Below are 19,241 nucleotides of genomic sequence, written 5' to 3'. Positions count from 1 at the left end.
TTGGCTCAATTCAAGCTACCCTCTCCTTGATTTCAAGATGTTCTGTGACATGCTTCAAGCCTACATCGGGAGACTGATATGTCATGCCTCTTTCACGCAGATTGCGCTTCCAGGCTGGCTCTTGCTCCATGATTTTCTTCATTTTTTCCAGCTCTCGTTGAGCAACTTCCGATTTGATGTTTGATGGCTTGTTGTATTCGATCAGAACCGGACGCTTGGGTACTTCACGCGGAGAAATTCCCGTCGCTACGTTGTGAATTGCCTCGTCAAGCGCGGCTTTCCACCGACCCTTCACGTTGATGTAAACCGTGTTCATGATGTCGCCACCCAGCTTCGCAGCGGCCCAGTAGATCGCAGGATTCGACCAGCGATCTTTCCCCTCGGAACGTGCCCGCATCTGCTCCACAGCCTCGTGGAAGGCTGTTTCGTAGTCAAGCGCAGGCCTGCACGCTTTCAGAAATTCCGGGAAAGACGGCGGCCAGTCGTAAAGCTCGATGCAGCGCGCAAGGCCGCGCTTTACTTCGTCGAAAGTGACGTTGCGTTCGTCAAGTTCTTCCCCCCAGCACTGACACCAGTTTTCATGGTCTTCCGGAGACTTAAATTGACCTCGCCACCTGTTCGGATAAAGCATATCCAGCTTATCGAAAAGATATTCAATCGGCGATCTGCCCTTGAAGCGCTGGCATCTCGCCAACCACGATTCCGTTAATGTCGATGATGTTATTTTTTCTTGGTTTTCCATATCCGTCATTTCCTCGGTTGTAGTCCGCTGCGTCGAATTTTTTTAACCCCTTTGCGCCTTTTGCAGGCGGTCCTTGAGCGCGTTGCTCAGCATCAGCTTTGTGTTGCATTGATCGCAGCAGCCACTTGCGAAAACACGCATCCCAATCAGCCCTAACCTCGCCTGTAGACTCGTAATGCGCCACGAACAGATCAGCCTCGGTGCCTACGTCAAGCTCGTGTTTTGCCGCCAACCTTACCGCCGCCTCGGTGGGCCTGAAAGGTTGCTGGATGTGCGTTTGAGTCAGTTTTTTAGATGGAGAAGGTTGATTTTTAGCGTGAGAGTGAGACGCGTTAGCGTCATTTTTTTCATTCGCGCCTAACTCTTTTAAGATCTTGCTACCTCTCTCAATAGGTGTACTTGGTTCTTGGTTAGTAGTTACTGGTTTATAGTTAGTAGTTATAGCCGTGCCAGGTGCGTCACAGGCACGTTCCAGTTCCGTCACAGGCGCGTCACAGGCACGTTCTTGTTTGATATCATGCTCGTAATTTGCTGTTTTATCGCATATTTCAGTCTTTTTGCCGCAGTGGATTCTGTGAAGCTCTCGGAGGGGCTCTGTTAAAGTTTTCCACCCTGGGATTACTCCTTTCTCTCGCAAATCAGAAAATAGTCTTTTCCTTTCTTCCCTGTGCCTTCGTTTGCGTTCTTTTTCATTTTCTTCTTTTGCCTGGCTTTTATCTTCGTAAAGCAGAAATTCCTCTATCTCCTCAAACGCCCTCTGATTAATCCACCCCTCTTCGGTGAGAATAAAAAATTCATTCAAAACCTGTTCCACATCTTCCTGATAGTCGCGGAGCATTAACAGCCTGCAAATCGCTTTTAAGTCGGCAGGAACGGGCTTTTCATGTAAATACTGCCAGTCCAATAACCTTCGATAACAAATATCTTCGATAGGGGTTAAGTGCCTTGTATGGCTCATGTAATCTGAGATATTGAACTGGTAGTAATGCATGACTTATCCCCTATCTGCCCTTTCCGGGAATTTCTTATCTTCAGTAGAAACCTTTCTAGCATTGCACTTCATGCACAATGTTTGAAGATTGTCAGGATGATGAGATCCCCCGTTTTTACGGGAAATTTTATGATCAGCAACTAAACGTTCATCAGAGCCGCATCTAACGCATTTATTTCCATCTCGATGAAAAACAAAATCTCTTAAAGCTGCATGACTTGGTATTTTGAATTTAAGGCGACCTTTAATTTCTGGCACCTTCCATTCTCTTAAGCTGTGATCAATCCAGAATTGAGGAGAGACGACCCCGTATTCACGCATGGCTTCTTCCTATTTTTTATTTGATGCTTCGTTAGAAATTGAACAAGCCGATTGATCAATGTCATACGCAGCAAAAGCTGCTGCCATATCGCATGCCTGCAATAAACGCGTGTCTTCGTCGTCAGCAATAATTTCCCTATTGCCAATGTCGTCGATAAGAACTGATCTGCTGATCAGCAGTAAAAGATCAAATACAATTTCATTTTCTGTTGCTGCTTTACGCAACCTTTCAACTTCACTAACAAATTCAGGATTGATATTCATTTTTATTCCCACCCCAATCCCCTACCTGCACCAAAGTACAGGTGCCCCTCAGTACGATTCACGGTGAGAAGTAATTCTTTTAGGATTATCAAAACTCTATTGGCGAGGGTGCTCGGTAATTCCTTATAAGACCTGATCCCAACATCCCTTTGATCGGTGGCGAAGGCCGTTGTGGCTTTCAGGGAGGCAGGCTCGTCCTGTCGATTTAATAAGGAATCATTAACATGGCCAATAAACCATGCAAGCCTTGTAAAACGCCTCCACGTGGGCCGAAGACTGTTCCGGTCAAAGCTCACAAACGGCGTCCGCCAAGGGATTGCAAATAAATAACCTGTAAATAACGCCGAGCGCCCTCGCCAATGGGGTTTAATCATTTCAGCCTCCATTCCCTACCTGCACCAAAGTACAGATGTACTCCTGTACAATTCCCATCCCGCATAAACTCCGGCATGATCAAAAAATTCCCCGTGGCGACCTGCTGGATGGGGTACAGCAGATAAGGGAGTAGCGCCACGAGGTAAGAGAACACAAGGAAATCAATAATCAGAGGCATTGCATAATCGTAATTACGGTCATTTTTATTCTCGTCGATCACTATTGCGAAGCTCTTCATTGCGTCGATCAGATGTGTCAGTGATTAACATCTTCCCAATGCCCGGAGTCGCTGGAGATAGCTCAGCTTCTGGATCAGGCGAAGGTTTGGTAGTTTCTAGTTTGAATGTAGTAAAGGTTCCGCGTAGGTATTTCCAGTCAACGTCTGGACGTAACTCTTCACACTTAACTGTGCCACCAGATTCACGCTCGATATTTATGCAAAGACTTTCTCCTGATTTTTTATACCCATATGCAATATTTCTGATGTGGGCAAAACTAGTGCCACATTTTGCCGAAAACACATCTCTCTCTTCTAAAGGGATGGTTTTAATGTAATCTTTTAGTTTCATAAGATTAGTATACACCATAAAGTGTATACTATGTCAATGCAGAAATACACCTTTTAGTGAATTTACTGAATGATTATGAATTGTTGTAATTACGATATGAAAATCACAGATATTCGCAGAGCAAATCTGAAAGACCTTGTGGACATGGAAAGTCTATCTGCAGTCTCAAAGAAAGCCGGAAAACCAGATAGACAAATCAATGACATGATTGCCGGAAGAAAATCTTTTGGTGAGAAAATTGCAAGGGAAATAGAAGAGAATTATGCATCTCACCTTCCTACAGGATGGCTTGATAAAGAAAATTATGTAAAAGAATTTTTCAAATCACATAAATCTTCCGCAATATATGACCAGGAACCTGTCATATCCTCAAAGATGACATCAGAGAAGGAACACACTAACGCTTCCGCCTTTTTCCACATTCTTGACGTAAAAGCTGCTTGCGGAGAAGGTCATTTTAATAATGATTACCACGAGATTGTACGATCGATAGAAATGGAACCAAATGAAGCACAACACCTGATTGGCAGCATGAATCGTAATAATAAGATTCAGATTGTCATTGCTAGTAAAGATAGCATGGCTCCTACCATCCAACCTGATGACTTGCTGTTTGTTGACATGTCGATCAAAGATTATGCCGGAGAGGCTATTTACATATTGCTTCACGGCGGCGAACTAATATGCAAAAGACTTTCAATTGTTGGAAAGACGCTCATGGTCAGCTCGGATAATAAGTTTTATCAGAGCTGGCCATGGGATGACCGCATGGAGGGCACACGGATTATCGGAAGAGTAATCCGGGCACTTCCCATGACGTTCAAGAAATTTGGATCGGTGTGAATGCAACCAAAAATAATCCTTTTTAATCTGATTCTGCTTGTATTATCACTCCCACTCTACGCTGCTCAAGAATACAGAGGCCGTGTCGTAGCCATATCCGATGGGGATACCCTAACGATTCTTGATTCGAATAAACGTCAAATCAAAGTTCGCCTAGCTGAGATTGACACGCCAGAATCAAAACAGCCATATGGTAGCAAGGCAAAACAAGAACTGTCAGCACTCGCTTATAACAAAACCGCTATCATCAAGGCTCAGAGCACGGATCGATACAAGCGCGTTGTTGGTCGTGTCTATGTGGGTAATGTTGATGTGAACGCGGAGCTGGTCAGACGCGGTTCTGCTTGGGTATATCGGCAATATGCCAAAGACAAAAAACTTTTTCTTCTCGAAGATCAAGCAAGAAAGAAACGGGTTGGTTTATGGAGTCTGCCTGAATCAGAGAAAATCCCACCTTGGGAGTGGCGTCGGTTTAAGAGAAGGTAAGCACGCTAAGTAATTTGCCAAGTTGAACTTATGAGCAATTAGAATAGCCTAATTAAACGTACTATGTTAGAGTTAGAAAATGAAAAAGGGAACAAGAAACGTTTTGCGTGGCATTGGGAGCTTGATAGATATTATGCCATCAAATGGATTAAACAAAGCAATTGCCCGTCAACATGCAAGTGATGACGTTGCTTCTCATTTCGGTCGAGTTGCAGTAGCGCTTAAGGATGCATGCGCTAGATTTGAGAACGATGTCAAAATCTCCACCAACAAGAAGTAGCCGGAAAACTCCTGTCAAATCTGGTAATAATAACCAGAATCATGTAACACCCTCTATTTCTGCAACAAGCTTCTCTGGCCCAATGCCACACCCAACCATACTGGAAGGGTACGAGAAGACAATTCCAGGAGCCGCTGAGCGCATCCTGGTCATGGCGGAATCAAGCATGAAACACAAGCATCAATATGATAGTGCTTTGCTTAAGGCGTCGGAAGATCAGATCAAGCGAGGGCAGGTTCTAGGTTTTTTAATTGGTTTGGCTACGATTTCCGCATCTGTCTACTTCGCTACAATAGGGTATCCTGTTCTAGCGGGAATAGTTGCAGGCTCTACCTTAATAGGTCTTGTCTCAGTATTTGTCATCGGAAGAATTACTGAAAGCAAGGAATAAAACCTAATTGATTTTACTTGAGCAAGAATAACAAATCTCCTATAGTAAAACTTGTTTTATTTATTCCTGTTTATTATAACTTGGTAAGGATATAGTCCAATGTCATACATAATTAGATGGTTTGTAATATCAGCTGCAAGTATAGGATCCATATTATTCTCCACAACCTTATTAGCTGTCATTCCCTATGAAAATAACAATCAAACATTGAATATATTGCATAGACTCTTTAATGTTTCTATTTTCGATCACTTCACATTACCGATGCATTATGGCAGCGTGCCGCCATCTGGTTATGCAATCGAAGGGCAACAATTCTATGTGCCATCTTGTAACAATAACCCACTATCAGGCACACAAAAACTCTATGGATTATATGCCAATAGTATAACGGATCACATGATAGCGGAAGCTTCATCAGTCAGTGGTTACACCAATGATCAAGGGATAATGGGTTGTCCATATACGACTCAAATTATTGGAACACAGCAAATTTTGCGATGGTGGAATGTATCGAATACAAATCATTTAGCAGCCTTCCCTAAACCAATAGAGGACCCTACATCCGCCGGTTTCACTAAAGATAATAACTTTTTTGGCTATGGTTTCCCACGCTACAAGGCTTTTTGTGAGGCAAAATTTAACGGCTCTCCTGGACTTGATAATTGCGGCGGCACTCAAATAACTGTCGGAACCAATGCTGCAGCAGGTAGTGCCATATTTACTCTGACTTGGAATGGCAAGCAATTTATAAACGATTGGGATTATGGACGACAAATACAGATCGCCGAAAATTCCGCTTCTTCTTGTAGTGGATACAACTGCGCAGATAATCCAACAGAAGCAGGAGATAAATGGGGGTGTAACCGACCCAACTCTGACAATCCACCTCATCTCGCATGGAGAGCGCATGGGTCGCCCACTATTAGCTATAGTTGTTCGAACAAAATCTTAAACACATCTACCTATCCTCTCCAGTGGGAACCACAATTACTAGCCCCTAATGGCTTTCCGGGAGGTGAAGATAATCCAGTTGGGTGGATTGGAACTTTCTCCAAGAAACTCACATTTGATTTTCAATCACGCCCTAATATCATCCAGTTTCAAACTACAATCAAATACCCAACAGCAGAGAATCAAGCACGGCAGCAAGTTACACCCGCCGTGTATCTAACAGAGGAGTTCACGAGGGCATATAAATATGAAGGTGGTACTGTCTATCAAGCTGGTGTTCCTAGAGGCGCGCTGTCAGGTGATCTCGATCCCACAATACCCACAACCGACCCATATTATAATTGTCTTTCGGTAACAGGATTAGTAGCTGGTGGCGTTATTAGATGCAATGATACGAATTCTCACTGCTTGGGAATTTACCAAAAACACATTGGCAATCATGTGAATCACGGGATATGCAAGACCAAACCTCTTGGTCGAGGAACCGATCAATATGGATGGCAAACCAGATCTTTAGCAACATTTAATATCAAAAACCCCATCCCTGCAGGCGACCTCATCATTAAATCGTACTTGGTTGTTGGATCTTTAACGACTGTACAGTCTGAAATGGATTGGCTCAGAGTAAATAATTACTAAAATAGTCCTCCGGCATAGCCGGGGGATTACCTTATTTATTTACTGGGTAAGCGTAAAGATTGGATGACTTGCGAGATGTCTGATAATCGAATCAAACAAAAGATTGTTTGGGGAAGCAATGAACCTTTATGTCATATGTTAAACATAAAAGACAATAAACCAACTTCACCGATTGTTACTTCTAATTAGCTTTGAACCTAGCTAGGGTAAAAATTACCATAGTTCAAAATAAAACCCCACCAGATCGCAGCATTATCTAGCGGGGTTTCCCCTTTTCAACGAGGGAAAATCACGAAGATCTCTTCGACAATTTACTGATTTAATGTGACAACGAAATTACCATTAGCATGTTGTGGATTAGCAATGTAATAGTTATTTCCGTTTTTTAACACACCCGCCTGGATAGTAGAACCGTTAGTCACTGATTTCACCGGAGTTGGATCTGAACCAGTAACATCTTGCTTAATATCAAAAACGACGCCCTGTGCGCTGCTTATAGTAAATCCAGATTGGGGATCATTATTAGGTAGTAATTGAAAATTGTAGCTAGAACGATGATCTTGCCCTTGTAAAGGTGCAGACTCGGAAGCAACAGACGCAAAATTGGTCATAATTCATATCTCCTAAATATTAAAGTCAATTTCTCTTTATAAAGAAATGCTTGGATAGATTAAGGTCCATACAATTAAAACCCCACCAGACTCGTGTAAATCTGATGGGGTTTCTCACTTTTCTTACTTAGTGTTCACGATAAAGCCGTGAAAGATTGTTATCGGCAGGCTATTCGTTTTCTTTAGCACATTCTAAGCAGCATCTTTAATGCTTATTTCCACTTCCAAACCAATGCTAGTGATCATATCCACCAGTGATTCCAGCGAAAACAAGTCAATCCTTCCACGCATCAAATCAGAAACACGTGGCTGAGTAACACCAAGTAGCTTTGCCGCTTTGACTTGTGTTAAGCCACGGTTTCTCAAATACTCCTGCAAAGACATCATCAGCTCAGAACGCATCTTCATGCTTACTGCTTGATGCGGCGTATCCTCAATGGCATCCCACACGCTATTAAATTTATCGTTCATTTAAACCTCCTCATTAATTCCTTATACCTCGATTTTGCTAGATCAATATTCGTTTTGGCAGTCTTTTCAGTTTTCTTTTTGAAGCAATGGAGCACAAATACAGTCTCATCAAATTTAGCAATATAAATTACCCTATAAACTCCATCTGCATCTCTCACACGAATCTCATTAACTCCTGAACCAATCGTTTTCATTGGCTTCCAGTCATCCGGATCAAATCCTTTTTGCACTCTATCTAGCTGAAAACCTGCTTCACGCCTTGCACTTATAGGAAACGTACGTAATTCACTGAGAGAGTCAGAGATGAATTCAATTTGTTTAACCATAGCATCATTATACAAGTTTTTGTATAACAAACAACCTTCCATCCTCCCTCATCTCCCCTACCTCCATCCCCTCATTCCCCTGCCTGGCGTTTCTTTCTTCCCTAACGAGACCAGCTACAAATAGGCTTACCCTTTGCCTTCCCCCTAGCTGATTCTGGGTTAGCTAATTTCACGCTTCCTTAATTTAATTTTTCCAACAAAAGCACCGGCAGAAATATTATAGCAAATATTACACCATTTGGTGTTGACAGTGTATTCACCTTATGGTGTAATTCTCTTATCAACAACACAAACATACACAAGATGAGGCGCTACTACGTAAGTCCTGATGACAAGAGCAAGAAGCAATCTGAGCTTATTGCGTCGGCTTTCAAGCATAAACATCCGCAAGCGTTTGAGTTGTTGCACAAGGAAGCGCCGTGGCCTGAGCTTTCAAGCATGGCAGAGGAAATTGAGAATTCGTTCCCAAAGACCTTTAAGCAGCTTGAGAAAGAGACATCTGATGCATTTAAAGATTGGCTATACGACGCAGAAGGCCATCATTCATTTGATATTGAGTAATTTCTTTAGGGAGGATTTACAAATGAAAAAGTTATCGATGAAGCACAACTCACAGCCAATTAAATGCAAGGTGCAAATAACCAGACCAGATGGCAAGACTTTCACTTATCAAGGTCTCTTCAAGTCAACGTCTGAAGCGGTCATGGATGCTCTTGAGAAATACGGAATCGTCAAAGTCGATGCGAGGGCTGCCTGATGGAAGAAGCATGTAAGAACTGCGTTTTTTCTGACAAAACGAGATTTTCCGTTAAGGGACACACGCTGTGCAGACGGTTTCCGCCAGGCGGCGACACAAATACTTTCCCCATTATTCATGAGGATGATTGGTGCGGGGAGTTTAAGGAGGATGTAGTTAACAAGGAAAAGGCTGCGGCCTGATTCAACAAGGAGGCTGGATATGGGGAACAACGAACAACAAAAATACGAAGAGAAGCTAAAAGCATTTAATTTTTCGGCAATCATGATGCTGGCAATACTAGCCCTGGCGGTAGTGGGTAATCTGGTAGACGACTACCTTGTTGATCGGATTGTTGAGCCTGCAATCCTGACGATTGAGCTTGGCGAGTGTGGACCAAGCGAGTTTGAAAATCCGGATTTTGTGGAGTCAAAGAATGCGCAATTTTATTAATCGGGTGGTGTTTATCCATAGATCAGGAATATCGATCAGCAAGTCTCTGATTATCGCTATTGAGTTTACGTATCGATTGATGCACGCAAGGCGGATCATCAGGAGGAGCGGGTTGTGAGTCCATCACTAACAATTAGGGCAAGTGCGTTCGCGTCATTATTTGACTGTGCTTATATGTTCGAGGCAATCCACATTCTCGGCATGAAAAATGTTGTTGGACGCAGAGCAATCCTGGGAACCGCAATACACGCAGGGACAGCAGCATTTGATAGCGCAAGACTGGCAGGCTCCACAATATCTGCCGATGATGCAGCCGGGGTGATGATGGATAAGCTTGCTAATCCAGATAGCGATTTTGATCCAAATAAAGACAGTTTATCAAAACGCGAGGCGGAAATTATTGGGATCACTTTGACGGCTAAATACTGCAATGAGTGGGCTCATAAATTTAATTATGTGGCTGTAGAAATGACGACAAAACCTTTGCTTGTGGATTGCGGTGGAGGGACAACAATTTGCTTAACCGGCTCTCTTGATAGAGCTCGTATTTACAAGGATGGCGACAGTGTTGGCATTACTGACATTAAAACAGGATCAAGAGCGGTTATTGAAGATAAAAAAACCGGACTTCATAAGGCAAACATTGCTGGACATGGCGCCCAGGTTGGGACGTACAGTCTACTTTATGAGCATACAACCGGGCAAGAGGTGACGGCTGACGCTGAAATCCTTGGAATGTCCACCAGCAGTTCAGCAAGGATTGCGGCCGGCACGATAAAAAATGCCAAGCAAATCATAACCGGAACTGAGGATCAGCCGGGGTTGCTTGAATTTGCGGCTGATATGTTCAGGTCTGGGAAATTTTATCCGAACAGCAAGTCTTTGCTTTGTAATGAAAAATACTGTCCACGTTTTAATAAATGCACTTTCCGTGAAAGGTAATCGCGTTATGCAAAAAATAAAAAGCACAGATCAAGTAAAGAAAATGTCTGACCTTTATCAATCAGGGAAGCTTCTAAAGGAAATAGCAGAGGTCATGGATTGTTCTGTAACAACAGTCTGGAGTCATTTAAATAAATTTGGCATCAAGATGCAATCAAAAGGAGAGAGATCAAAAGGGAAGCCAAATTTTTCCAGAAGAAAATTTGATCATTCATTGGCGGCATCATTGTACTCATCAGGGATGTCGTCAACAGATGTTGCTGAGAAATTAGGTATCTCAACTACGAGTGCAATAAAAGCAATACTCAATAGCGGATTGAAAATGCGCGGCGCAGGAGAAACCACATCATTAATGGCGAGAGGCAATGTATCAATGAGTTCACACGGCTATGTTCGTGTAAGCGAAGATAGAAAATCTCGAAGATACGAGCACGTGTTGATAGCTGAAAAAGCTATTGGCCGTAAATTACGCAAAGGAGAAGTGGTTCACCACATAGATTGTGACAAAACCAATAATAACCCAAGCAACCTTATGATCTGTACCACTGGATATCACATGCAACTACATGCTCGGATGAGACGCCATCCCTACTGGAACAAATTTTAATAATCATCATGTCATTTTAGAGAGAGTTAACTGAATGCATCAATAAGACCTGGCCGCTATGGTGAGACTCCAGATGCGAACACTCATGGAAAGACGGGGAATAACGATGACTTATGCCGCAAAACGTCATACCAGCCAACTAGGAGGCTGTAGCCAAAAAAGTGGGTTTAAATGCGGCAGAAAGCCAGACTAGATTAATGCATTCACCACAGTATTTAAATTTTTAAAAGGAAAAAATCATGCAACAAACAACGCAACTAACAGCATTGAAAACTAACCAACTGGTGAGTACGCCTGATGTAAAGGTTGATTTCTTCTCCAAAAGCGGTTTTGAGCTGGCGTGCAGAATATCAAGAGCATTTGCCACTTCCAATGCGGTACCGGAACCATTTCGACAATTCAATGAGAAAAAAGACAAACAAGGAAACATTACTTTAGTCGAGAATCCATCAGCAATCGGCAACTGCCTGGTTGCCATGGAGGTAGCTAATTCTGTCGGGCTGTCTGTAATCAGCGTCATGCAGAATGCGGATGTGATCCAAGGTCAATTACGCTGGTCAGCAAAATACCAGATTGCCGCAGTCAATGCGTCTCGACGGTTCACACCGCTCAAGTTCAAGCGGCAAAATCTTGGCCTCATCAAGGCAAAGTATAAAGAGAAAACGGATTGGAATAATCAGCTCAGAAAGTTCAACTATGTTGAGCATGACGTTGAAATTGAAAATTTGGAATGCATTGCCTGGGCTTATGAATTGGATGAAAACATGCGGCCAACGAAAGAGATTGTTCAGTCCATCCCAGTAACGATGCAGATGGCGGTGGAGGAAGGCTGGTATGCCAAGGATGGCTCAAAATGGCAAGGAGCCATGCGTTTACAGATGCTTCAGTATCGCGCAGCTTCCTTCTTCGCCTCTATATATGCGCCTGATGTAATCATGGGCATGGGCAGGAGTAGCGAGGAAGCGCGCGACATTATCGATGTAACGCCTCAATCGGACGGCTCTTATTCAGCCAATGTCAATCTACAAGACCTTAAATCGACGCATGATGTTGGGAATATCCCAGCAACAGGAGAATCTGTTGACCAGGAAACGGGCGAAATATCAACAGCAAGTCAAAACACCGAGCAGGCGGTCTCTGAAGGATTCAGAAACGAAGCGCCAGGCGAGTCTAGTGGAGCAGTATTAGAGCAGCCTGCACCGCAGCCGACAAGACAACGTAAACAAATTGATTTGGGGTGATGATTATGAGTAGGACGAGAGTGCAGCGTGGTTTTCAAAAGAGATAAAGGATTTAAGTAAATTATGAGCGAACAATTAAAACAAGCAATTGAAAATCTTTATGAGATTTTAAAAAGAGAGTCAATGAATGATTGTATTTATGTTGAATTAGATTTTAGCGCGGACGGATATTCATTTTCTCAAAAAATTAGACCTCATGAGACCCTTAAAAGAGAAGGAATAAGCATGAGAAATCTTCGTGGCGAATTCATCAAAGGATAATTTTATGAGCAAAGCAATCATATTCGATACAGAAACAACCGGAATTAACGATCCGGAAATTGTAGAAGCAGCTTGGATTGAGATTGCCGACTTGGCATCACTGGATGTAGTAAATGTGTTCCATGAAAGATACAAACCCTCCAAACCAATCCAACTGTCTGCCATGGCGGTGCATCACATCATGGATGAGGATCTGGTGGATTGCCCTCCTTCCAGCACGTTCCAATTGCCAGATGGAGTGGAGTACTTAATAGGTCACAACGTAGATTTCGACTGGACTGCAATTGGCAATCCTGATGTAAAACGTATTTGCACACTCGCTCTTTCGCGTAGCCTGTGGCCTGAGTTAGAGAGTCACAATCAATCCTCAATGATTTATTTCTTGCATAGAAGTATTGCTAGAGATTTATGCATGCACGCACACTCAGCTAGAGCCGACGTGGACGGCAATAGATTGTTACTGATGAGCATATTGAAAGATAAGTTGAAAAATGTTTCGTCATGGGAAGAGCTATGGCTGTGTTCTGAAGAAGCCAGAATTCCAAAAGTAATGCCATTTGGTAGGCACCGGGGGACACCGATCAAAGATGTCCCGCCAGATTATAGAGCGTGGCTTTTAAAGCAACCAGACGTTGATCAATACCTTATCAAGGCACTTACACAATGAAACTAGACAATATAAATATAAACAATTTGCTAGCTGTAAAAAAAGCAGAAATCGAAGTCAGGAAGCCGATTATTTTTGTTGCTGGCAATAACGCATCGGGCAAAACCTGTATTGCAGATGCTGTGTCTATGGCGTTAACCGGCGGTCTTTGTCGCGTCAAACTCAAACAAGAAGCTCCTTGGCTCATTAATGGCAACGAGGATGGCATGGCAGAAGTCACGGTCGGAGATAGCTATTTTTACCATCGGATTCTGAAAAACGGAACGGTCAAGGGGCAAGGCATTGATCCTGCGCCCGCCCTCCCCTACGTGCTCACTGCATCCAGATTTGCAGCATCCAAATCGGATGAGATACGCAAACTTGTTCTTAATATCTCGGGCACAAAGATAACAAGCGAAAAGATCAAAGATCGCATGATTGCCAAGGGTATTGATGGGCAAATGGCTGATCATGTCATTCCGCTCCTACGCGCAGGATTTCCAGACGCGCAAGCTGAGGCTCAAACAAAAGCCAGAGATGAAAAGGTTTTGTGGAAAGGCGTCACTGGAGAGGCTTACGGTGATAAAAAGGCCCCTGAATGGAAAGCCAAAGCAGAGGGAGACCTCACTCAAATGCAAAATGCAGTGATGGAAAAAGAGCAATTACTTGCAACCATTAATGTTGAATATGATCAGGTTACTCAACAATATGGAGCTATGGACGCTGAGAAAAGCAAGTCTGATGCCAGAGCATCAGAGATTGCAACTCTGCAAGAAGAAGCAGCCAAAATACCAAGGATCCAGAAAAAATTAGAATTCGATTTGCAGCAAGCCAAAGACACAGAGGCGCTAATCGAAAACACTAGGCGGTTGGCCAGTAACATAACTTCCGATGATACAGTGTGTCACTGCCCATCATGTGGGACCGAGGTTATATTTTTAGGCAGAGATAAAAAACTAATAGAACATGGCGATATGAGGGGTGATGAGGATGCAGCCGCCAACCTGACAACATTTGAAAATAGTCTAAACATCATTCTCAACTCGATTGAAAACGATAAGCGAGATCTGGCTAATTCAGAAAAAGCAAAAGCACAGCTTGATGCTATCAATTCAACTACATCACAAATTGACGATGCAGCGTTTCTTGCGATCACCGCCAAGCGCGATGAATTGAAGTCTCAAAAAAAATCTCTTGATGATGAAATAAAAAGTCTGTCTGAACAAGTGAAAGCTTTAATGGAGGCAGACCAAAAAACGGCAAAAGCACTTGAGCATCACACTCAAGTAATGAAGTGGCTAAAAGTGGCTGATGCTCTCGCGCCAGATGGTATCCCAGGAGAATTTTTAAAAGAAGCAATTGCGCCATTCCTAAAGAGATTGGAATTTACTGCAGATATCACCGGATGGCCTCCAGTAACGCTTGATAGTGATATGAACGTAATGGTGGAAGGCAGACCCTATTGTTTGAGTTCAAAGTCATTCCAGTGGCGCGCAGATGTTCTTCTGGCGGAGGCTGTCAGTCATGTGTCCGGTCTGAAGCTGTTCATCATCGACGGAATGGATATTCTGGAAAGTTCATCACGAGTAAGCGTATTCATGTTTCTTGAAGAGCTCGCAATCAGAGATGAGATTGATACCTGCATCATCAATGGCACGCTGCAAAAGCAGCATGCGCAAGCCGTAGCTAACGCATTCAACAATATTCAGGCGCACTGGATGCAGGACGGAGTGCTTGAGCAAGTTGAGGTACAAGAGGAGGCGGTAGCATGAGCATTACTGAATGTGATGGATATAAAAAACTGGTTGCTGCGGTGGAGCATGACGAGAAGAAAAGTCCAAATTTTCACGACTACCGAGGGAAGCTCAACTGGGTTGTTGCGCGAGCTGAGCATTACGCAGAAAAAACAGGACTATCAGCAGCACTCATCCTCGATGTATGGGAGAGTAAGCGCAACTACTGGTACATGAACTATTACCAAGATGCCAAACAGCCAGAAATCAAAGGTAACAAAGTTCGCATATTTAATACTGTTGAAGAGGCAAAGGCATCCATGGGAAAACTAGAATTCCGATGCCCAGGATGTGAAGGAGTCTCAACCAATCCTTACGAGTGCAATGCCAAAGAGGAATGCGACTGGAAGTCATACGGTCTATTCGGAACTGCCGGGAAAGGAATTTACGTATTTGTAAAATCAGAGTTGAACTGTCAGGAGATTTTCATGCCGGTGGCGTGGGAAACAGATGCTGCTTAGAGATAAAAATATTACGTTTTGTTAATCGAAAAAAATAAATGGAAACTAAAAAATGCTCGCAAAAAACGCAACCATTTTAACTTTTACCGGAATCACCCCGGAGACTCTGGAGGCAGCAGTATCAATCAGACCATTCGCGCCATGCGGTGCATCAGATGCGGTTAGCAGAGGTTTTGTGCCACCGATTGAGGCGCAAGAAAGTCTAGTCCGCATCGTCGATAACGTGGCGGTTATTGCCATGCGAGAAGATAGCAAAGTATTGCCGGCCAGTGTAGTAGTAGAAGAAACTAAGCTGCGCTCAAAGAAATTTGAAGAACAGCAAGGTTTCTCAGTTGGGCGCAAGCAAATGCGCGAAATCAAAGAGCTTGTGATTATAGAACTGCTTGCAAAAGCATTTGCCAGAGCCTCGATTACGCGAGCATGGTTTGATTTTAAAGCTGGATTATTGGTGGTGGATTCTTCTAGTGCAACAAAGGTGGATAGCTTGATCGGGTTATTGTGTAAAAGCTTGGGCGGAGATTATGAATTACGTCGCTGGCGGACTAATGTCATACCCTCGTCCCAATTTACAAATTGGGTACAAACAAGTGAGCCGCCACACTCTTTCTCAATCGACGATAGAGCTTTATTAAAGAACCATGAAGGCGGAGGAACAATACGAATTACAAACAACAATATCAATCTGGATGATATTAAAGAGCTCATAGAAAACGGCCGAAGCTGCGTTGAGTTGGCAATGACCTATGATGACAAATTTTCATTCGTTCTCACCAAGGATTTAGTTTTAAAACGAATTGGTTACATCGGTCTTGAAGATCGCGATCCAGACATGGATGAGATGAGCATCTTTGATGCTGAAATCATTCTGAGCGCCAATGCAGCGCGCGAAGCTTTCTCAGCCATCAATTCTGTGCTGGGAGGAGTGGTGAGTATTGAGAAAGTTGAAGCAGCACGATGAAAGCAAGACCAATTATTTTTTCATCGCAGATGGTTAGGGCGTTACTGGAAAATCGCAAAACTCAGACCAGGAGAATCGTTAATCCTCAGCCAGAATTGAGCAAAGAAGGAAATTTGATGGGCGACTGGCTTAAAAAACCACTTGCCGGTTTGTTGCTGCCAAAGCTACAAGATATCACTATTCATTGCCCGTTTGGAAAAATTGGAGACAGGCTTTGGGTGAGGGAGACGTTCCAGATCATATCTGGCAAATATTACTACGCAGCTACTCCTCCCAATCCATATGACATCTCAGATATACGATGGAAACCGTCAATATTGATGCCGCGCCTGGTATCGCGTATCAATTTGGAAATGGTGAGTGTGGGCGTTGAGCGTTTGCAGGATATTAGCGTAGAAGATGCGATTGCCGAGGGTGTTCCAGGTGAATCTGAAGCTGCGGAGTGGGGATGTACTTCGTATGAAAAACCAAGAAAGGCTTATTGGCGCATCTGGGAACAAATAAACGGGAAAGGATCGTGGAATGAAGATCCATACGTTTGGAAGATTGAATTCAGAAGGATATGAGCATGCATATGAGCAATAACGAATGGCCAGGTGGCATACGACGCGCAATGACGCAAAAAGAGCATGCGAGATGGAATGCAACACATTATCCAGGGACAAGGCAGATATGCTCAGATTGCGATGAGCCGACTGGCAGATGTGAGGATGATTCTCTATATAACGAGCCCGGTTATCCGATTTGTGAAGAATGCCACAACAAAATCCTAGATAAAAATAAATAGTTATGAGCGAAACAGAAGAAAGCGTATGGCTAGGTGAATTATGATTGCAAACTACGTAACAATTGATAAATTCTGCCAAGTAACAGGCTATACACCGGACGCAATCAGATCAAAAATTTCGCGTGGTGACTGGATCAGGGGGCGGGAGTACACTAAAGCGCCTGACGGAAGAATTCTAATCAACGTTGAGGGGTATCATTCATGGGTGGAGGCAAGTATCCGGGAGTCAGAGAGTCAAGCGATTCGTCGATTGAGATCGACTTCTACTACAAAGGAAAGCGCTGCAAGGAGCGTATCAGACTCAAGCCCACGCCCACTAACTTAAAGAAGGCGGCCCAGCATAGAGCGGCAATACTAAGCGCGATTGATGCAGGCACATTTGATTATTCATATACGTTTCCAAATTCAAAGAATGCGCTTAAGTTCGCGCCATCTCAATACACTGTCAAATCATATTTAATAGAATGGCTTGCTAATAAAAAGCCGACCATCAAAGCCAGTACATACAACGACTACAGAAAGATAATTGAGAATCTGGTAATACCTCAATTTGGATCGAAATTATTAACATGCTTGAGCCGAAATGATGTGAGAACGTGGGCGGCCAATCTCAATTGCTCTAATAAGCGCATATCTAATATTCTAAGTCCGCTACGTGCATCACTACAGGACGCGCTTCACGATGATCTGATTCAATTGAATCCTTTGCTTGGCTGGACATATCAGCGCAATGAAGCGCCCGCCACAAAAGATTATGTGGACCCGTTTACCCAGGAAGAGCAGCAAGCAATCATTAAGGCCGCAGCCGGGCAAATCAAAAATCAATGCATTGTGTTCTTTTGGACTGGTATGCGTACATCAGAATTGATTGCGTTGGAGTGGTCAGACATCGATTTCAATAGAAAGAAGATCAATATCAGCAAGGCAAAAACTCAATTCTCTGACGCTGATGAGACAACCAAAACAAAAACAGGGACGCGCGAAATAGATATGCTGCCACCTGTTGAGCAAGCGTTGATTAATCAAAAGCAGCACACTTTATTGCAAGGCGGCAAAATATTTCTTAACCCGATTAAAGGCGTGCAATGGACCGGTGATCAGCAAATCAGGAAATCGCTTTGGATTCCATTATTGAAACGAGCAAATGTTCGCTATAGAAACCCTTACCAAACTAGGCACACATTCGCTTCAATGATGCTATCAGCAGGAGAAAATTTGGCTTGGGTATCTACGCAGATGGGGCACTCGAGCGTGTTAATTACTGCACACACTTACGCTCGCTGGATACCCTCAAATACGCAGCAAGGCGGCAAGGCGCTTGATATGTTTGGGGAGTATTTATCAATCCTCAGAATCACAAAGTAATTGATCGTAACCCTTAAATGTTGACCAAAATGTTGACCACGCTATGCAAAAACATGACCAAATATGATCAAAAACAGTCAACCGTTTATCTGTAAGTATTTAATTTTTAATGGTTTTATGGCGGAGAAGGCGGGATTCGAACCCGCGGTACGGCGATAAACCATACACACGCTTTCCAGGCGTGCACCTTAAGCCACTCGGTCACTTCTCCTTTTTGCTCCTGCTAAATGATTTTTCAGCCAAGAAATAATAGGGTGGAAAGGATAAACTAGTTCATGCTTTGGAGCAACTTTTGCGCTGATTCTTTCTAAGAAGCTGTTTGGAAGCATAGTCACTACAACCGTCAACAATAACCCCAGTGTGTCCACCAGAATGTGACGTTTATGGCCATTAACCTTCTTGCCAGTATCAAAACCATGTTGTCCAGGAACCGCAGTACATTTGACGCTTTGGTGGAACGGACATGGCAACACCTTAACTTCTTTGAGCACACTTGTTATTTGCATTGTGCAGTTCCCCCGCATCAAGACTTCGTCAGGCAATGTAATTAATGTAGCGGTACCGTAGGCACGCGCCAATAGTGGTTTCACCTTGCTGTTTGAAGCCTTGACTTTGGCCATGATTGAACGGGAAATGCCGGTCAATCGTGTCGCTGAGCTAATGCAAGTCAATCCGCAACGCATCTGGACGATATTCAACCATTGGGTAGGTAAAGCGCTACAAGCGGA

The 19,241-nt window shown here is 43.4% G+C and carries 26 protein-coding genes, 1 tRNA gene and 2 pseudogenes; 19 read left to right on the top strand and 10 right to left on the bottom strand.

The features are described from left to right. Positions 1 to 10: 10 nt before the first annotated feature. From BLP80_RS05350 to BLP80_RS05320, 5 genes are all read right to left on the bottom strand, one after another. Complete coding sequence (locus tag BLP80_RS05350; RefSeq protein WP_143002230.1) at positions 11 to 742, bottom strand: hypothetical protein; 732 nt, start codon at positions 740 to 742, stop codon at positions 11 to 13. Then, a complete protein-coding gene (locus BLP80_RS05345; RefSeq protein WP_090540888.1) occupies positions 654 to 1,733 on the bottom strand; it encodes a YdaU family protein in 1,080 nt (359 codons plus the stop codon). Before BLP80_RS05345 ends, BLP80_RS05350 begins: the two co-directional genes overlap by 89 nt. Before the next feature lie 3 nt (positions 1,734 to 1,736). After that, positions 1,737 to 2,054, bottom strand: a complete 318-nt coding sequence (locus BLP80_RS05340) for an HNH endonuclease (protein WP_090540886.1) — start codon at positions 2,052 to 2,054, stop codon at positions 1,737 to 1,739. Positions 2,055 to 2,063: 9 nt separating this feature from the next. After that, positions 2,064 to 2,318 (bottom strand): hypothetical protein, encoded by a 255-nt coding sequence (locus tag BLP80_RS05335; protein ID WP_090540884.1) that lies wholly within the window; start codon positions 2,316 to 2,318, stop codon positions 2,064 to 2,066. A gap of 578 nt (positions 2,319 to 2,896) precedes the next feature. Beyond that, positions 2,897 to 3,262 (bottom strand): helix-turn-helix domain-containing protein, encoded by a 366-nt coding sequence (locus tag BLP80_RS05320; protein WP_090541094.1) that lies wholly within the window; start codon positions 3,260 to 3,262, stop codon positions 2,897 to 2,899. Positions 3,263 to 3,358: 96 nt separating this feature from the next. On the opposite strand from BLP80_RS05320, the gene BLP80_RS05315 reads away from it, so the two are divergent. From BLP80_RS05315 to BLP80_RS05300, 5 genes are all read left to right on the top strand, one after another. After that, complete coding sequence (locus BLP80_RS05315) at positions 3,359 to 4,105, top strand: S24 family peptidase (protein WP_176754280.1); 747 nt, start codon at positions 3,359 to 3,361, stop codon at positions 4,103 to 4,105. After that, entirely contained in the window at positions 4,106 to 4,591 is a 486-nt protein-coding gene (locus BLP80_RS05310) for a thermonuclease family protein (RefSeq protein WP_176754279.1), read from the top strand. It abuts the gene before it with no gap. A gap of 79 nt (positions 4,592 to 4,670) precedes the next feature. Then, positions 4,671 to 4,871, top strand: a complete 201-nt coding sequence (locus BLP80_RS15600) for a hypothetical protein (RefSeq protein ID WP_176754278.1) — start codon at positions 4,671 to 4,673, stop codon at positions 4,869 to 4,871. Beyond that, complete coding sequence (locus BLP80_RS05305; RefSeq protein WP_176754277.1) at positions 4,843 to 5,262, top strand: DUF2335 domain-containing protein; 420 nt, start codon at positions 4,843 to 4,845, stop codon at positions 5,260 to 5,262. The genes BLP80_RS15600 and BLP80_RS05305 overlap by 29 nt, the downstream gene beginning before the upstream one ends. A gap of 99 nt (positions 5,263 to 5,361) precedes the next feature. Further along, entirely contained in the window at positions 5,362 to 6,855 is a 1,494-nt protein-coding gene (locus tag BLP80_RS05300; protein WP_090540873.1) for a hypothetical protein, read from the top strand. A 311-nt stretch (positions 6,856 to 7,166) separates the two neighbouring features. On the opposite strand, the gene BLP80_RS05295 is transcribed toward BLP80_RS05300, so the two are convergent. From BLP80_RS05295 to BLP80_RS05285, 3 genes are all read right to left on the bottom strand, one after another. After that, positions 7,167 to 7,466 carry a hypothetical protein gene (locus BLP80_RS05295; protein ID WP_090540871.1) on the bottom strand — a complete coding sequence of 100 codons (300 nt, stop codon included), beginning with the start codon at positions 7,464 to 7,466 and terminating at the stop codon, positions 7,167 to 7,169. Between the two features lie 192 nt (positions 7,467 to 7,658). After that, positions 7,659 to 7,937 (bottom strand): helix-turn-helix domain-containing protein, encoded by a 279-nt coding sequence (locus BLP80_RS05290; RefSeq protein ID WP_090540870.1) that lies wholly within the window; start codon positions 7,935 to 7,937, stop codon positions 7,659 to 7,661. After that, complete coding sequence (locus BLP80_RS05285) at positions 7,934 to 8,305, bottom strand: type II toxin-antitoxin system RelE/ParE family toxin (RefSeq protein ID WP_256324967.1); 372 nt, start codon at positions 8,303 to 8,305, stop codon at positions 7,934 to 7,936. Before BLP80_RS05285 ends, BLP80_RS05290 begins: the two co-directional genes overlap by 4 nt. Positions 8,306 to 8,566: 261 nt before the next feature. On the opposite strand from BLP80_RS05285, the gene BLP80_RS05280 reads away from it, so the two are divergent. The 13 genes from BLP80_RS05280 to BLP80_RS05220 all read left to right on the top strand — a co-directional run bounded on the left by BLP80_RS05280 (position 8,567) and on the right by BLP80_RS05220 (position 18,513). Next, positions 8,567 to 8,824, top strand: a complete 258-nt coding sequence (locus BLP80_RS05280) for a hypothetical protein (RefSeq protein WP_090540869.1) — start codon at positions 8,567 to 8,569, stop codon at positions 8,822 to 8,824. A 22-nt stretch (positions 8,825 to 8,846) separates the two neighbouring features. After that, complete coding sequence (locus BLP80_RS15595; RefSeq protein WP_176754276.1) at positions 8,847 to 9,020, top strand: hypothetical protein; 174 nt, start codon at positions 8,847 to 8,849, stop codon at positions 9,018 to 9,020. A gap of 201 nt (positions 9,021 to 9,221) precedes the next feature. Beyond that, positions 9,222 to 9,452 (top strand): hypothetical protein, encoded by a 231-nt coding sequence (locus BLP80_RS05270; RefSeq protein WP_090540865.1) that lies wholly within the window; start codon positions 9,222 to 9,224, stop codon positions 9,450 to 9,452. 114 nt (positions 9,453 to 9,566) lie between these two features. Continuing rightward, entirely contained in the window at positions 9,567 to 10,394 is an 828-nt protein-coding gene (locus BLP80_RS05265) for a PD-(D/E)XK nuclease family protein (RefSeq protein WP_090540862.1), read from the top strand. Further along, positions 10,345 to 11,001 carry an HNH endonuclease signature motif containing protein gene (locus BLP80_RS05260; protein WP_090540860.1) on the top strand — a complete coding sequence of 219 codons (657 nt, stop codon included), beginning with the start codon at positions 10,345 to 10,347 and terminating at the stop codon, positions 10,999 to 11,001. The genes BLP80_RS05265 and BLP80_RS05260 overlap by 50 nt, the downstream gene beginning before the upstream one ends. Positions 11,002 to 11,240: 239 nt before the next feature. Further along, on the top strand, positions 11,241 to 12,242 hold the full coding sequence (locus BLP80_RS05255; protein ID WP_090540858.1) for a hypothetical protein: 1,002 nt from the start codon (positions 11,241 to 11,243) through the stop codon (positions 12,240 to 12,242). A gap of 63 nt (positions 12,243 to 12,305) precedes the next feature. Further along, on the top strand, positions 12,306 to 12,503 hold the full coding sequence (locus BLP80_RS05250) for a hypothetical protein (protein WP_090540856.1): 198 nt from the start codon (positions 12,306 to 12,308) through the stop codon (positions 12,501 to 12,503). 4 nt (positions 12,504 to 12,507) lie between these two features. Then, the gene (locus BLP80_RS05245; protein WP_090540853.1) at positions 12,508 to 13,170 is read left to right on the top strand and encodes a 3'-5' exonuclease; all 663 of its coding nucleotides are present in this window, start codon (positions 12,508 to 12,510) and stop codon (positions 13,168 to 13,170) included. Then, on the top strand, positions 13,167 to 14,921 hold the full coding sequence (locus BLP80_RS05240; protein WP_090540852.1) for an AAA family ATPase: 1,755 nt from the start codon (positions 13,167 to 13,169) through the stop codon (positions 14,919 to 14,921). The genes BLP80_RS05245 and BLP80_RS05240 overlap by 4 nt, the downstream gene beginning before the upstream one ends. Then, entirely contained in the window at positions 14,918 to 15,403 is a 486-nt protein-coding gene (locus BLP80_RS05235; RefSeq protein ID WP_090540851.1) for a hypothetical protein, read from the top strand. Before BLP80_RS05240 ends, BLP80_RS05235 begins: the two co-directional genes overlap by 4 nt. 52 nt (positions 15,404 to 15,455) lie before the next feature. After that, positions 15,456 to 16,361 (top strand): recombination-associated protein RdgC, encoded by a 906-nt coding sequence (locus BLP80_RS05230; protein ID WP_090540849.1) that lies wholly within the window; start codon positions 15,456 to 15,458, stop codon positions 16,359 to 16,361. Continuing rightward, positions 16,358 to 16,927, top strand: coding sequence for a hypothetical protein (locus tag BLP80_RS05225; protein WP_090540847.1), 570 nt, complete (start codon positions 16,358 to 16,360; stop codon positions 16,925 to 16,927). The genes BLP80_RS05230 and BLP80_RS05225 overlap by 4 nt, the downstream gene beginning before the upstream one ends. Positions 16,928 to 17,349: 422 nt before the next feature. Then, complete coding sequence (locus BLP80_RS05220) at positions 17,350 to 18,513, top strand: site-specific integrase (protein WP_090540845.1); 1,164 nt, start codon at positions 17,350 to 17,352, stop codon at positions 18,511 to 18,513. A 118-nt stretch (positions 18,514 to 18,631) separates the two neighbouring features. Here BLP80_RS05220 and BLP80_RS05215 read toward each other — a convergent pair. Then, positions 18,632 to 18,724, bottom strand: a tRNA-Ser gene (locus BLP80_RS05215). Positions 18,725 to 18,845: 121 nt separating this feature from the next. Next, positions 18,846 to 18,965, bottom strand: a pseudogene (locus BLP80_RS16155) (IS5/IS1182 family transposase); the annotation flags it as partial. Between BLP80_RS16155 and BLP80_RS05205 the strand changes: the two are divergent. After that, a pseudogene (locus BLP80_RS05205) lies at positions 18,966 to 19,241 on the top strand (helix-turn-helix domain-containing protein); the annotation flags it as partial.

The organism is Nitrosomonas sp. Nm132 (assembly GCF_900100485.1).
GTDB lineage: Bacteria > Pseudomonadota > Gammaproteobacteria > Burkholderiales > Nitrosomonadaceae > Nitrosomonas.
The sequence above is the reverse complement of the archived record's forward strand: the minus strand, read 5'-3'. Positions and strand labels throughout refer to the sequence as shown.